This window comes from Patescibacteria group bacterium (genome assembly GCA_041650895.1).
In the GTDB taxonomy this organism is placed as follows: Bacteria; Patescibacteriota; Patescibacteriia; order 2-01-FULL-39-33; family 2-01-FULL-39-33; genus CAISTG01.
The window spans coordinates 598,270-610,778 of record JBAZKF010000001.1; the positions used below are offsets into that span (position 1 = coordinate 598,270).

The 12,509-nt window shown below is 42.6% G+C and carries 16 protein-coding genes and 2 tRNA genes; 11 read left to right on the plus strand and 7 right to left on the minus strand.

Translation table 11 applies throughout. The features are described from left to right. Positions 1–37: 37 nt before the first annotated feature. Both WC473_02995 and WC473_03000 read right to left on the minus strand, forming a co-directional pair. A complete protein-coding gene (locus tag WC473_02995; GenBank protein MFA5124766.1) occupies positions 38–466 on the minus strand; it encodes a hypothetical protein in 429 nt (142 codons plus the stop codon). Positions 467–710: 244 nt separating this feature from the next. Next, a complete protein-coding gene (locus WC473_03000) occupies positions 711–1,685 on the minus strand; it encodes an RluA family pseudouridine synthase (protein ID MFA5124767.1) in 975 nt (324 codons plus the stop codon). A 37-nt stretch (positions 1,686–1,722) separates the two neighbouring features. On the opposite strand from WC473_03000, the gene WC473_03005 reads away from it, so the two are divergent. After that, positions 1,723–2,022, plus strand: a complete 300-nt coding sequence (locus tag WC473_03005; protein ID MFA5124768.1) for a hypothetical protein — start codon at positions 1,723–1,725, stop codon at positions 2,020–2,022. A gap of 42 nt (positions 2,023–2,064) precedes the next feature. Here the strand turns inward: WC473_03005 and WC473_03010 are convergent, their stop codons facing one another. Next, a complete protein-coding gene (locus WC473_03010) occupies positions 2,065–3,588 on the minus strand; it encodes a CCA tRNA nucleotidyltransferase (protein ID MFA5124769.1) in 1,524 nt (507 codons plus the stop codon). A 164-nt stretch (positions 3,589–3,752) separates the two neighbouring features. Between WC473_03010 and WC473_03015 the strand changes: the two genes are divergently transcribed. Beyond that, positions 3,753–3,825 (plus strand) — tRNA-Ile (locus tag WC473_03015). 236 nt (positions 3,826–4,061) lie between these two features. Here the strand turns inward: WC473_03015 and WC473_03020 are convergent. Continuing rightward, positions 4,062–4,135, minus strand: a tRNA-Val gene (locus WC473_03020). Between the two features lie 100 nt (positions 4,136–4,235). Here WC473_03020 and WC473_03025 point away from each other — a divergent pair. The 3 genes from WC473_03025 to WC473_03035 all read left to right on the plus strand — a co-directional run bounded on the left by WC473_03025 (position 4,236) and on the right by WC473_03035 (position 6,053). Further along, entirely contained in the window at positions 4,236–5,171 is a 936-nt protein-coding gene (locus WC473_03025; protein ID MFA5124770.1) for an SDR family oxidoreductase, read from the plus strand. A gap of 145 nt (positions 5,172–5,316) precedes the next feature. Then, positions 5,317–5,934, plus strand: a complete 618-nt coding sequence (locus tag WC473_03030; protein MFA5124771.1) for a hypothetical protein — start codon at positions 5,317–5,319, stop codon at positions 5,932–5,934. Beyond that, complete coding sequence (locus WC473_03035; GenBank protein ID MFA5124772.1) at positions 5,931–6,053, plus strand: hypothetical protein; 123 nt, start codon at positions 5,931–5,933, stop codon at positions 6,051–6,053. The genes WC473_03030 and WC473_03035 overlap by 4 nt, the downstream gene beginning before the upstream one ends. 96 nt (positions 6,054–6,149) lie before the next feature. Here the strand turns inward: WC473_03035 and WC473_03040 are convergent, their stop codons facing one another. After that, on the minus strand, positions 6,150–6,857 hold the full coding sequence (locus tag WC473_03040) for an HAD-IB family hydrolase (GenBank protein ID MFA5124773.1): 708 nt from the start codon (positions 6,855–6,857) through the stop codon (positions 6,150–6,152). Positions 6,858–7,016: 159 nt separating this feature from the next. On the opposite strand from WC473_03040, the gene WC473_03045 reads away from it, so the two are divergent. The 5 genes from WC473_03045 to WC473_03065 all read left to right on the plus strand — a co-directional run bounded on the left by WC473_03045 (position 7,017) and on the right by WC473_03065 (position 10,254). Next, a complete protein-coding gene (locus WC473_03045) occupies positions 7,017–8,072 on the plus strand; it encodes an AAA family ATPase (GenBank protein MFA5124774.1) in 1,056 nt (351 codons plus the stop codon). Between the two features lie 25 nt (positions 8,073–8,097). Beyond that, entirely contained in the window at positions 8,098–8,751 is a 654-nt protein-coding gene (locus WC473_03050; protein MFA5124775.1) for an AAA family ATPase, read from the plus strand. A gap of 143 nt (positions 8,752–8,894) precedes the next feature. Continuing rightward, the gene (locus WC473_03055) at positions 8,895–9,221 is read left to right on the plus strand and encodes a hypothetical protein (GenBank protein MFA5124776.1); all 327 of its coding nucleotides are present in this window, start codon (positions 8,895–8,897) and stop codon (positions 9,219–9,221) included. 10 nt (positions 9,222–9,231) lie between these two features. Beyond that, positions 9,232–9,576 (plus strand): hypothetical protein, encoded by a 345-nt coding sequence (locus WC473_03060; protein ID MFA5124777.1) that lies wholly within the window; start codon positions 9,232–9,234, stop codon positions 9,574–9,576. Between the two features lie 150 nt (positions 9,577–9,726). After that, entirely contained in the window at positions 9,727–10,254 is a 528-nt protein-coding gene (locus WC473_03065; GenBank protein ID MFA5124778.1) for a hypothetical protein, read from the plus strand. Between the two features lie 94 nt (positions 10,255–10,348). Here WC473_03065 and WC473_03070 read toward each other — a convergent pair whose 3' ends face one another. Beyond that, positions 10,349–10,669, minus strand: a complete 321-nt coding sequence (locus WC473_03070; protein ID MFA5124779.1) for a hypothetical protein — start codon at positions 10,667–10,669, stop codon at positions 10,349–10,351. 125 nt (positions 10,670–10,794) lie between these two features. On the opposite strand from WC473_03070, the gene WC473_03075 reads away from it, so the two are divergent. Beyond that, positions 10,795–11,856 carry a hypothetical protein gene (locus WC473_03075; GenBank protein ID MFA5124780.1) on the plus strand — a complete coding sequence of 354 codons (1,062 nt, stop codon included), beginning with the start codon at positions 10,795–10,797 and terminating at the stop codon, positions 11,854–11,856. Positions 11,857–11,982: 126 nt separating this feature from the next. Here the strand turns inward: WC473_03075 and WC473_03080 are convergent, their stop codons facing one another. Further along, a complete protein-coding gene (locus tag WC473_03080) occupies positions 11,983–12,438 on the minus strand; it encodes a hypothetical protein (GenBank protein MFA5124781.1) in 456 nt (151 codons plus the stop codon). Between the last annotated feature and the right edge of the window lie 71 nt (positions 12,439–12,509).

The following is a 12,509-nucleotide window of genomic DNA, read 5'->3' on the forward strand; positions in this document are numbered from 1 at the left end:
CCGACTGGATAGTCAGCGCCCCTAAAGGGACTAAAAATTACAATGCTTCGATGGCTTGCCGCACAAAGAAACGGTCCTTCTCCTTCTCCGCCTCGCTCAACTCATCGTAGGGAACCTTCTGACTGTCCGGAGCCCAGGCGCCGTTCCGTTCCAGCCACTTCTTGTGCTGGATAGCGGACACGGCTTCAATGAAGTCATCATCCAAAGCGACGTCCTGGTCAATCGCGGCCAGGACGCTGTCCACCGCGACTTCGGCGGCCGCCTTGTTTTCGGCCTGCCAGTCAGTCGGCAGTTCTTCGTAAAGCAACGAGGCGATGTCCACCTCCGCGATACCGCGTGCCAAGAAAGCCGGATCCTTGGTCTTCTTCATCCGCGGTTCGTTGCCCTTGGCGGCCCGATACTGTTTTCGCCAATCCTCATGCCTCGCGCTGGCCACTGCCAAAACCATCCGTTCAAACTTATCCATAACCATCTTTCTGACTCCGATCCCAAAGGATCTGCCGGGTTGGTAGAGTCATTTTACCGGCAAATGACAGTATAAAAAAACTGCTCCCAACTGACGTTAAACTGAATCAATAATAAACGCCACACCCTCTGTTGTCAATAGCCAAAAAAATACTTTTGAAAAATTTACCTTAAATTAGATAAATGAACAAAAATACCGCCTTAATCATGGCGGTATTCTACCGAGGGTCGGTCATTACCTAAAATTATTCCAATTTTTTCAATATCTCTGCCAGTCCTTCCGGCAGATCGGATTGGTAAATCTTCTCTTCGTCTTGTTGATTTTTAAAACCCAGGCAGTAAGCATGCAAAAACACCCGGCCCGGCCTGAGTTTTTCTTTCAGGCGGTTATTACGGTAAAGATTATCACCGACAATAGGATGACCTAAAGCCAAAAGGTGCACGCGAATCTGGTGGGTGCGGCCGGTTAAGATTTCCAACTCCAATAAAGTATAATTCTTGAATCTTTTTTTGACAGTAAACAAGGTTTTGGCTTCTTTGCCGGCTTCGGCGGCGACGGGGAAGGCGGCAAATTTGCCCTCTCCCGATTTGCCGCGGCCAATACGGAAATTAATCTCACCTACATCTTGGCCGACTCGGCCATAAACCAAAGCCAAATATTTCTTGGTCAATTGTCTGGTCTTGAATAATCTTTTAAAATAATCAAAAGCGTCTTGGGTCTTCGGTATTACCATTAACCCCGATACTTCGCGATCCAAACGATGCACGATGCCGGCGCGAGCCGGATCTTCGCCAATCTTTTTGATTTGCGAGTACTTGGCAATCGCCCAATCCATTAAAGTATGGGTTTCATTCTGATCAGTCGGATGCACCAAAAGTCCCGCCGGTTTTTCTATAATCAAATAATCATCATTATCATCAATGACCTTGATACTCGGCCAAAGCTGTTTATCATTCCAACCAAACCCAGATGAAACAAAAGAGCCCTTTTTGCCTTTCGTTGGCTTCTCTATTTGTTTGACGGGTTCCGCTGAAATAACAACGGAATCGTTTTCTTTTAAAAACCGATGCACGGTGGGCTTATCATTATTTACTAAAACCGCTCCTGATTTGATCAGTTTCTGAATCTGCGACCGCGTTCGTCCCAGTTGTTCGACCAAAAACAAATCCAGACGTCGGCCTTGACTTTCTTTGCTAATTGTAATAATATTATTTGACATAAAGATTGTTCTGTTAAAAACAGAGGAGGAATTAATTGTGCCTAAACAAACACTGAATCCCGACATCAAAATCGGTTGTTACTATTTCCAAATCACCTCTAACGCCAGAACCGGCAATATCCTTTGGGTCACTGCCATTGATCAGCTTAGAGGACTCTATATCTGCGATATTCTTAATGTGCACGACTACAAAGTCTACGCTGATAAGATGGTTCCCTTAGAAAACATTGACCCCACCTGTACCGTACCAAAAGAGACCAAGCAAATAATCGAAGAAAAAATCCGGCAGTCTCTGGAGCGGCGTCTCGCCGACATAAAAAAATTCTTCAAGCGATAAACAGCACTTTCATAACTCGGTTCCGGCCGAGTTTTTTAATCTCTAAGCATCATCACCGGGACTGACGCGGTGTAAATTTCTTTTTCTTTCTTCGTCATAAAACTTCACATCCGGATTAAGTTGCTTTAATTCTTCATCAGACAATCCCTGCAGTTTCTTGGCCCGTTTAATCAAATACTCATGATCATTGTTCTTGGGTTCTTCCAATACTTCTCCTAACAAAGCATTCAAGATTAAGCCGACGCGCGGTCCAGGATCAATACCCAAAGTTTCCATTAACTCATCGCCCTTAAGTTTTAACATTTTAGGCGTAATCGGATCCAACTGCACTTCTTTAAACCGGCGCTCCAATTGAATCAGTTTCCAGGGTTTGGCCTTGGGTCGGCCCATGCCCAGGCGGTCGCAAATACGCACGGCGATAAAATCATCAATATGTTCTTTGCCCAGCCGTGCCAATAATCGACGTACACCGGCATCAGAGACAGTATCCAAAGCATAATAAAACATATGATAACGAACCAGATGAGTGGCATAATCCACAATCTCATTAGAATAATTCAGACGGCGCAGAATTTTTTTAGCAATTTTAGAGCCGACAATGTCGTGATTGTAAAAAGTTGCTTTAGGGCCATCACCTTCCTTGGTTTGCGGTTTACCGATGTCATGAAAAAGCGCGGCCAAGCGGACTTCCAGTTTGAAACCGCGGTCAGCTCCGGCCTGAACTGCTCGGACGCTATGTTCAAAAACATCATAGATATGATGCAAATTTTGCGTCACGCCATAGGCGGCGGATAATTCCGGAATCAAAACCTGGAGTAAGCCGATATCTTGCATCATCCTGATACCTTTTTCCGGACTGTCGGACATGACAATCTTAGTGAATTCTTCATTAATTCGCTCCGGCGCGATGGTTTTGATTTTTTGCGCTTTAGCTTTTATAGTTTCATAAGTAGCTGACTCCAAGACAAGATCAAGCTGGCAAACAAAACGGATACCGCGCAACATGCGGGTATAATCCTCCTGAAATCTTTGCGCCGGATCACCAATGGCTCGAAGTATTTTGTTTTTTAAATCCTGCAAGCCGCCGAACTCGTCAATTATCTTACCGAGCGTCAAATCCCAAGCCAAAGCATTGACGGTAAAATCGCGACGTGATAAGTCAGCCTCGATCGGCAGACTCGGATCACTCTGCACTGTGAAATCCTTATAGCCGCCACTCATGCCCGCCACCTCAGTACGTGGCAAAGCAATATCAATTGCTTCGAAATTATTCTCGCCGACATGGAATCCTTCTGGTACGAATTTGAATACGCCGAAACTTTTACCCACCAAATCAACTTCACCTAACGAGCTGAAAAATTCTTCTACTATCTTAGCGGACGCGCCGGCAATGACGAAATCATAGTCCTTAGTAATACGCTCCAACAAAATATCGCGCACCGCGCCACCCACCAAGTAAATCCTTGCCTCCGGATACTGCTTAATAAATTTTTTAATGAATGCAAACTCAGGCAAGCTCAGAGCCGCCTTCTGCCAATTCTTCAATTTTGTCATCGCTTTATCCATAACTACATTATACAATACATTAGATAGAAGATAAATTTTAGCTTAATTTTGACAAAAAGTCAACCTTGGTACTTGAATAATAAACCTTTTTTTGTTAGTATTCCTTTTAGTTGCATTTGTCTTGACTTTTGACTTTGCGGACTTTCAGCTTTATAAACTGTTTCGGGCCTGTAGCTCAGGGGTTAGAGCGCTACCCTTATAAGGTAGATGTCGATGGTTCAAATCCATCCAGGCCTACTAAGAGAACCTTTTCAAACCACAGACAGAAAAAGAAAGGTTAATCTTATTTGCTTGTCTATATATTACTCTGATTGTTGCCAGCCACCGAGGGAGTTTTTAGAGTAACCAACCGTCCTTCTTGAAGAGAGTTAATGAATTAGTAGATTATATAGAAAACGAGGTAAAAATAAGTGGATCATAAAAATTTTTTGAGATAAAAAAACGAAGTTCAAAAACTCCGTTTTTATTTTATGTGGGCAATAGTGGATTCGAACCACTGACCTTCTCGACGTCAACGAGACGCTCTAACCAACTGAGCTAATTGCCCTCAAAAACAATAGTATACTATCATATTAATCAAAATCTGTAAAGCATTGACAAGGAATCGCAAATTAACTAAAATATAATCAAAATAACAACAATAATCTATGAAATGCTTAGTAACTGGCGGCGCCGGATTTATTGGTTCCAACCTGGTTGATGAATTAATCAGCCAAGGACACGAAGTGACCATCTTGGACAATCTTTCTACTGGACTGAAAGAAAACATCAACCCGGCCGCCAGATTGATTGAAGCGGATATTAGAGATCTGGAGGCCATCCGTTCCGCCTTCATCGGCCAGGACTGGGTGTTTCATTTGGCCGCTCTGCCCCGCGTTCAGTTGTCTATCGAAAATCCGATCACTGCGCATGATATCAACATTAATGGTACGCTTAATGTTTTGGTGGCGGCGCGCGATGCCAAGGTCAAAAAATTAATCTATTCCGCTTCCTCTTCGGCTTACGGCAATCAAGACACTATGCCCTTGCAAGAGACCATGTTGCCCTCGCCCATCAGCCCCTATGCTGTCCAAAAATACGTCGGTGAACATTACGCCAGAAATTTTTCTTTGCTTTACGGCTTGCCCACCGTCTCTTTAAGATATTTCAATGCCTACGGTCCGCGCCTGGCCATGTCCGGAGGTTATGTGACCGTTATTGCCGTCTTCTTACAGCAGAAACGCGACGGCAAAACTATGACCATCACCGGTGATGGCACGCAGACACGCGATTTCACTTATGTCGGTGATATTGTCCGCGCCAATGTCCTGGCGGCACAAAGCGACAAAGTCGGCCAAGGCGAGGTAATCAATATCGGCGGTGGCCAAAACTATTCCGTCAACGCTATCGCGCAAAAAATCGGCGGGATCGCTGACTACCTGCCACCGCGCATTGAACCGCATGACACTTTGGCGGATATTTCCCGCGCCAGAGAATTGATCAGCTGGGAACCGCAAATCGGCATTGACGACGGCCTAAAAAATACGATTGTCTGGTTCGTAGATGACGCCAGAAAAAAGTTAGCAGAGAGATTCGGCTTATGAAAATACAATAACTACTAAAAACATCCGCTCAGGCGGATGTTTTCTATTGACAAAAAAGAAATAACATGATAAGCTGTCTTTTCAAGCTCTTTATATTACGACTGAATCATAAAATCAACCTCCCAACTGAAAAAAGGAGATAGTCATGACAAAAACGCAAAAATTCCTTGCAGTGTTCGGCATGATTTCGCTGATTCTGCTGGCAATGACCTCCTTATGTTTTAATAATTACTATCGGCGACAATTTCTTAACTTTCAAAAGCAAATCAACGCCAGTAGCCCCAGTCAGTTTAACGGCGGGAATGATTGTTATAACTTCAGTCCCGCTTTCGGGGCAGAAATGCGACGGTTACGGGGTAATTTTAACCGAACTGACGGCCCAGCAAGAGACCAGATTGCCGATCAGGCTATCCATACGGCTTTCGGTTATCACTGCCAAAAAGAACGCCTACCCCAATACCACCAATATCTCTGCGATGCCATGGCTAGTGATCTGATCCAATGGCCGGCGCTCTGTCGAGTTGATCCGGCAACGGCTCAGGCGGTGAAAGAGAGAATGCTTGATCTCCATCAACAGACTATCAAAAAATTCAACCAAGAACCGCCTATTGACCCGCGAGCCGGCTGCGCCATTCTTGAACAAGTCATAACTCTGCAGGCCAAGGGAGTTTTCACTTGGGAAGAACTGGGAACGAATCAAGACAAATTACGACAATTAATGCAACTCAAGCGCCGAGGAACCGACAATAGGATGAAGAAATGAAAAAACGCCGGCATCACAATAACGATGGTCGACGGCAGATAAAACGAGGCCGAACAGAAAAACAAGTTAAATGCATGGCGCGCCGGCTGAAAATACCCTATGGCACGCCAAAGAAATAGTACAAAAAAACTCGATTCCGTGCCGGTCTCGAGTTTTATATTTATTTGTTTCTTCAGTATTCTGCCAAAATTAATCCAACACCCCGCTTAATGGTTTTAGATCTTATAAACCACATCTTTTCTCTCTACCACGATTTCCCAGCCCCGGCGTCTGGCCTCCTGATATAATTTACTATTAGGATTAAAGGCAATCGGCCTATCCACTGATCGAAGCAACGTAATGTCTCCCTCGGAATCACCCACACCGACTGAACCGCGCAAAGCCAGGCCTTCCTTGGCCACGGCCCGTTTAAGAATCTTAGCTTTATCAGAAATCAACTCTTCATGTTCCACCCGACCCGTAAACTTGCCGTGTCCGTCCGATAAAAGAACTCGGCCGTACACCTTGTCAAACCCCAATCCTTGAGCGAACAGTTCTACCAACTCTCGCGGCGAATGGGAGATGGCTAAAAGAAAATATCCGCGTTTTTGCAAATCTTTCACTAAATCACGCGTAAAACGATAAACCCGATTCTGATGGAAAGCGATAACCTTTCTGCCTACGCGCATATAATCGCTTCGTCGGACCTGCTTGATATTTTTTTCAAACGCCTTAATAACATCATAAATATACTTATCGTAAGAATCTTGGCGATTAAGCCAGGCAGTGAATGACTTGGCGTAAACCTTTTTGGCTGAAGCCGGAAACAAACCCTCGGAAATCAACGCCTCAGTTACCTCAATCAATAAGCTGGAACGGAAAATGGTTCCGTCAATATCAAATACGGCGACTTTTTTATTTTTCACTGACTTAATCTTTTTCATAAATTAGCATTAAAAAGTAACCTTATCTTACCATAAAAAAACCGAGTTGAATATGGCAACATAAACCGTTGACATACTATGCATAATATGATAAAAAGAGATGTGTAAGTGTTTTTTATTTGAACATTAAAATAGAACAACAAAGGAAGGAAAACTACCATGTCAAAAAGCAAAAAAATCATGGTCACCGGAATTCCCGGCAGTGGCAGTACTGAATTTTGCAAAAAATATATTGAGGCCGACCCTAGCCGCTTAGAAGTTAATAGTTATCACTTGGGCGATAGACTGCTGGCGCTAGCTCAAGAAACCCCCCAAAAGCCTCCGGTAACCGCCAAAAATCTGCTTAATCTCAACCCGGAATTATTGAGCGCCTTGGGTGGTAGGGCTTTTGATTCAGTATTGGCTCTAACCACTCACGATCAAGAAAAATATGACCGGCTGATCATTGACCTGCACGCTCAATTTTTCTGGAATGACATTTTTACCAATGCCCATGATTGGCATCACTTGTCTCAGCTTATGCCTGATTTATTTATAACATTGATCGAAAAACCATCTACGATCCAACAACGGCAAATGGCTACGCCACAAGGCCGGACACAAAGTCACGGCCTGCGCGATATTTTGCTTTGGCAAAATATAGAAGTCAATACGGTTGCGGGTTTAGCTGCCAACCTCGGCAAACCGCATTATATTCTACCCGGTAGGCAAGACCCCTTAACCATTGAGAGCCTATTAGCCAGCGCTTTTCTGATTTATTTTCAAATGCCCATGACTGATGCCAGCTCGCAAGCCGATCAAATGATCACGGCATTCAAAGAGAAACTCCTTACTCTGGGGCGCCGCCTAACCGGCCTGCCGACACCGCTAATTGATCCCAGAACGATTGACATGGAATCGGGGGCCGGGCTTTCTGCCCAAGAAGAGCTGATTATTCGCCGACACACAGTCCATCGGGATTTGAACTGGTATATTCCTGAAGCATCAGACCAAGTCGCCTATTATCCCCCGGGAACAACTTTATCCAAGGGTGTCGCCGATGAATGTACCAGAGGCTTTGAGACCGGCAAAAACGTCTTTGTGATCTGGCCCAACCAACACACTAGTCCGTTTATGGATATCGCCACTAAAGTCTTTACCTCTGAAGAAGCTTTCTTTGAATTTTTCTCCGACTATCTACCGGAAAGAATTAAAGAATTAAAACGTGCCAATTAAAATTGGCTGAAAGGAAGATAAAGAAATGGGCCGGAACAGCAAGGAAACTATTAAGAAATTACAAGTCGTCAGCTTTCACTCCAGAAGCGGAGGAGTCGGCAAAAGCACTGAGGCCTTACGATTGGCTAAAAGGCTAAGTGCTCAAGGCAAGCGGGTTTGTGTTATTGACCTGGATGTCATAGGCGCCGGCTTAATGCCTTTGCTGGCAAACAATGCCATGAAAAAATATCTGAGACAAAACACCGTAGCGTTTTTGGAACAATATCTACTGGCCACCGATACCAATGATTTTGATATCGGTAAATTGATTATCCCTTGCCAGGCTTTTGGTGTTATTCTGCAACTCCGCGGTATTGATTTAGAAAGAATACAAATCAATATTTGGCGAGATCACCGTAGTGATGAAAAATCACTAACCAAGTTAGCTAAAATCCTTGATGACAACGTTGACATGCTATTCAGGAATGAGTTACATTTCAAAGAGATAGCAATTAGACTTAACATTCTGTTTAAAAAGTTAATTGAAAAAGGCTTTGACTCGGTGATACTTGATTGCCATACCGGTGTCAAATTTGTCGCGGAAAGTCTGATAGAGATGGCCACTAAAAAACGATATGACTGGAAACTGGTTTGGATCAGTCCAAAACCACCACAAAATACCCGCCGAAACGTAGTCTGAATCACATTATTTATTTTGTTCATTCATTATCCGTTGCCTCAGACAACGGATTTTTTAATACGATTGACACAATAACCAATCAATGCTAATCTGCCTTAAAGTTCTTTTCAATTGAATGAAGGACGATTTATAAGGAGGCTTATATGTTCCCTATCGCCATAACCTACCTGATTTGGATACCTGTGGAAATCGCTTTTTATGCTGTCATCGCCTACTTTTCCAAAAAGAATAATGAGGTCAAAAGCAAAAAATTATTAGCAATAATGATCGGCTTAAACTTGATACCGCTTTGGGCGTTTATTGCTCCCGATTCCACTAGTTTAGCTTTTGATATGTTGCTTTACGATACGCTGATGACTATGACATTGACCTTGGCCTTGGTAACGCTAGGCGTTGCCATAGAGTTCAAACGTCACAATTGGTTAGGAGTAATGATTGTAATTATTGGTTTTATCCTAATGAAACTCTAAGGAGGAAGACATGGTTGTCTATTGGTTGCTAATACCGCTAACCATACTTGACGGCATGGCCATGAGCTACTTTTCCTGGCAAAGCAGTTTGACGCAGAATTGGTGGTCGTTTATCTGTTTAATATTGATTAATATCGCACCGCTCTGGCCTTTCATCAGTAAGTATTCAAAAAATCTTATCTTTGACGGATTGCTTTTCGTCGTTTCTTTGACTGCCGCCGAACTGATCACTGTTTCTTTTCTGGATAGAACCCAAAGTCCTTTGCTAATAAACTGGCTGGGTCTCTTTATCGCTTTTATCGGTTTTGTCCTGATAAAACTGCCCTGGCCATTAAAAAAATCAACAACTTTGTAAGACATCTTATCTGATGATCGACAGAAACCCTTGACTTTGCGTGATTACTATGGTATACTGGATTATTAACAGTTCTTTAGGTTGGCAAGCTTGTAATCAGTGTCTTGTGATGCTGATAGGAAGTAAGCCAAAAAAAGAAAGGAAAACGAGATGAGTAAGAGTGATTTAATTAACGCCTGCGGTCTTGGGTCGGAAATATTAAGAATAATGACCGACCTGATTCATCAAGTGAAAAATGCAGGGGGCGACGAAAGAGACATCCGACTGCTAAAAGATGAAAGAATTTTAAAACGCGTCGCGACCATCCTGGCAAGGGCCGGAAGATTACATAAGCCTTTCCGGGTAAACAGTCGCTCTTATCCCGATGGCCATGTTGATGTTTTCTTCGTCGGGTTAAAAGTCAAGTACCTTTCTGATATAAGCTCCGCTCTACCGGAACATTGCCGCTTAGCCACTTGCCAAGAATTACGTGACCTCTGGTTAGAATACAGCAAAGAATTAAGTGGCGAGAGTGATCTCAAAATCATCGGTGATTATTGTTCTGAAAATGGAAAACAGGAATACGGGATGCTCGAATTAGATAGCCCCGATTTCAGTTATCATCATCTGTTACGCGTTTTCAACGAGGATATCAGCAAGAATATCAGCGACTGCTTATTCGCCGTAGTCATTAACTAAAACGATCTAAGAACATTATCAAAACCGCCCAGTCATCTGACTGGGCGGTTCTTATTTTTTCTAACTTAATTTGTAGGTGATTTGATATGGCTCGTTATTTTTTACGAAAAAGATAATAGAAAATAAAAAACCCGACTAGTCCGATAATCAAATCCCAAATCCTGTCCACTGCTGTCTCTGCAACAAATAAAATACCGGTCAAAAGAATCTCAATAATCTCATAAATAATCAAAATAACGAGAGTAAATAACCAAGAATACTTCTTAGGATAATAAATGGCAAATAACAACCCCAAGATCGCGCCGGAACAAAAATGAAGCGCTGACCAATAATCAATATAAACATAGGGTCGACTGATAATGATCCGCCCCAAAAATTCTTGTATGGGATTGTTGTTTATGAATGACTTGTCCATTACCTTAATAATACCAAAAAAGCTTGTTTTGAGCCATTACTTGTTAGATATTGACAAAATAACTATAATCTGATAAGATATCTAATTGATAAGGCAGAACCTTAACAAAACACAAGGAGAGACAAATGGATCAATCATTAATGACGGTTGAAACGACTGGCATTATACCAGGCAAAGAGTATGCTATTGACGAAAGTAATCCAATAAGAATGATGGCTAGAGAAATTTTAGCTGGCAGGACAGAGCCATTTTCAGAAGAGGAAGTGACTGAGTTGATTGACCGACGCTATTTCTCTTTTGAGTCAATCGTTCCCATAACCGATAACGAGGAAGAATTATTAAAAACAACGTTATTGGAGGATTTAATGTACTATCTCAATAACGGCCCGACCAGAAAATTCCTATTGGCAGAATGTTTTCTGGTTGGAAATGCGGGCAGACGGAACGACCAAGAAATAGTCTCGGTCAATTCTCGTACTCCGATTCCCAAGAGCCTCAACCCGATGACTCCGGAAGAAAAAATAATTTTTTTAAGCGACCCTAAAAATTTAAAGGTTTTCTGGGAATACGAGTATGGCTCTTCAACATTAGCATTGATGGGTTACCGCCCGATCAGCGATTATGGTATGTTCGGCTCCACTGAGAGGTTCACTCAAACCATAAGAAGAATCCAAAAAGCCACAGGAAAAAGTCAATTAAACATTCTGGATCTCGGCGGAGGGGTCGGACTGGCTCTATATGATGCAAAAAGGCTTCATCCGGAATTAGTTACTTACAACACCACCAGAGATGAAGAATACGGATCATACGGAGTTGATTTTCAAATAGTATGTTTTCTAGAGAGAATGCCTCGGCAATTGCGGGGAAAAATCGATTACATTTTCTCCAATATGGCCACCAGGTATATTGCTTTCTGCGATTTAACTCTTCAAGGATGTATTGAGGCTCTCGCTATCGGCGGAACCATGGAAGTGCTTTTTTCCTCGGAAAAATCATGCAACCGTAACTTAGAAGACGTGAAAAATAGAACAAAGACCGCTTACGAATATCTTAAGGATTTGGAAACGGCGAAACTCATTCAACTTCAAATTAATGGTAGAATTGGCAATAATATCAGTAGAAGTACCTTCATGGCTAATGAGCGTAGTCTTTATCCCGCTTCAAAGGTCATTGTTACAAGATTATAATCAAGCAAAAAGACCCGCATCCAACTATTTGGATGCGGTTTTAATTTTACCTATGCTTATCGATTAACAAAACAAAATAACCGGCCACCGGGCCGGTTATTTTATTAAAATCACAACAAAAACAAACTAAAACCTTATTAAACTGGAAAATATTAGCACTATGCCGGCACCCAACAGGCAACCGGCCATTTTGCCGACGGCCGACTTAAGGACCGTTCTTTCTTCATTCACTTTTTTGGTTCGTAAATTCTCAGCCGAATATCCCTCAAACACGCCGGCGATGGCATCGGTGATGGAATTGCCGACAACCCCGCCGATTATAGCGCCCGCCACACCGGCAAAGTAGCCGCCGACTATTGCCATGATTGCCAGGATACCGTTGTCAATAACACCGAATATAATATCGGGCTGGATAGATTTTACACTAATACTGAATGGAATAAGAGAAACAATACAGAGAATAGACAACCCAATCAAGACAAAGCCTATCAACTGCGAGTTGTTAATAAAAAAGATGCTGACAGTAAAAACAATAACGCATAAAATGGCAATATTAAGTAGAGAAAGGATCTTTAATTTCATAAGTGATTTATTATTTATATATATTATAACAAAAAATTACTATTTTTGCAGACTCAACTTTTCCAATACCA

Coding starts and splice junctions, on each gene's coding strand:
- WC473_02995 (MFA5124766.1), bottom strand. CDS start 466: ATGGATAAGTTTGAACGGATGGTTTTGGCAGTGGCCAGCGCGAGGCAT.
- WC473_03000 (MFA5124767.1), bottom strand. CDS start 1,685: ATGTCAAATAATATTATTACAATTAGCAAAGAAAGTCAAGGCCGACGT.
- WC473_03010 (MFA5124769.1), bottom strand. CDS start 3,588: ATGGATAAAGCGATGACAAAATTGAAGAATTGGCAGAAGGCGGCTCTG.
- WC473_03025 (MFA5124770.1), top strand. CDS start 4,236: ATGAAATGCTTAGTAACTGGCGGCGCCGGATTTATTGGTTCCAACCTG.
- WC473_03030 (MFA5124771.1), top strand. CDS start 5,317: ATGACAAAAACGCAAAAATTCCTTGCAGTGTTCGGCATGATTTCGCTG.
- WC473_03035 (MFA5124772.1), top strand. CDS start 5,931: ATGAAAAAACGCCGGCATCACAATAACGATGGTCGACGGCAGATAAAA.
- WC473_03040 (MFA5124773.1), bottom strand. CDS start 6,857: ATGAAAAAGATTAAGTCAGTGAAAAATAAAAAAGTCGCCGTATTTGAT.
- WC473_03045 (MFA5124774.1), top strand. CDS start 7,017: ATGTCAAAAAGCAAAAAAATCATGGTCACCGGAATTCCCGGCAGTGGC.
- WC473_03050 (MFA5124775.1), top strand. CDS start 8,098: ATGGGCCGGAACAGCAAGGAAACTATTAAGAAATTACAAGTCGTCAGC.
- WC473_03055 (MFA5124776.1), top strand. CDS start 8,895: ATGTTCCCTATCGCCATAACCTACCTGATTTGGATACCTGTGGAAATC.
- WC473_03060 (MFA5124777.1), top strand. CDS start 9,232: ATGGTTGTCTATTGGTTGCTAATACCGCTAACCATACTTGACGGCATG.
- WC473_03065 (MFA5124778.1), top strand. CDS start 9,727: ATGAGTAAGAGTGATTTAATTAACGCCTGCGGTCTTGGGTCGGAAATA.
- WC473_03070 (MFA5124779.1), bottom strand. CDS start 10,669: ATGGACAAGTCATTCATAAACAACAATCCCATACAAGAATTTTTGGGG.
- WC473_03075 (MFA5124780.1), top strand. CDS start 10,795: ATGGATCAATCATTAATGACGGTTGAAACGACTGGCATTATACCAGGC.
- WC473_03080 (MFA5124781.1), bottom strand. CDS start 12,438: ATGAAATTAAAGATCCTTTCTCTACTTAATATTGCCATTTTATGCGTT.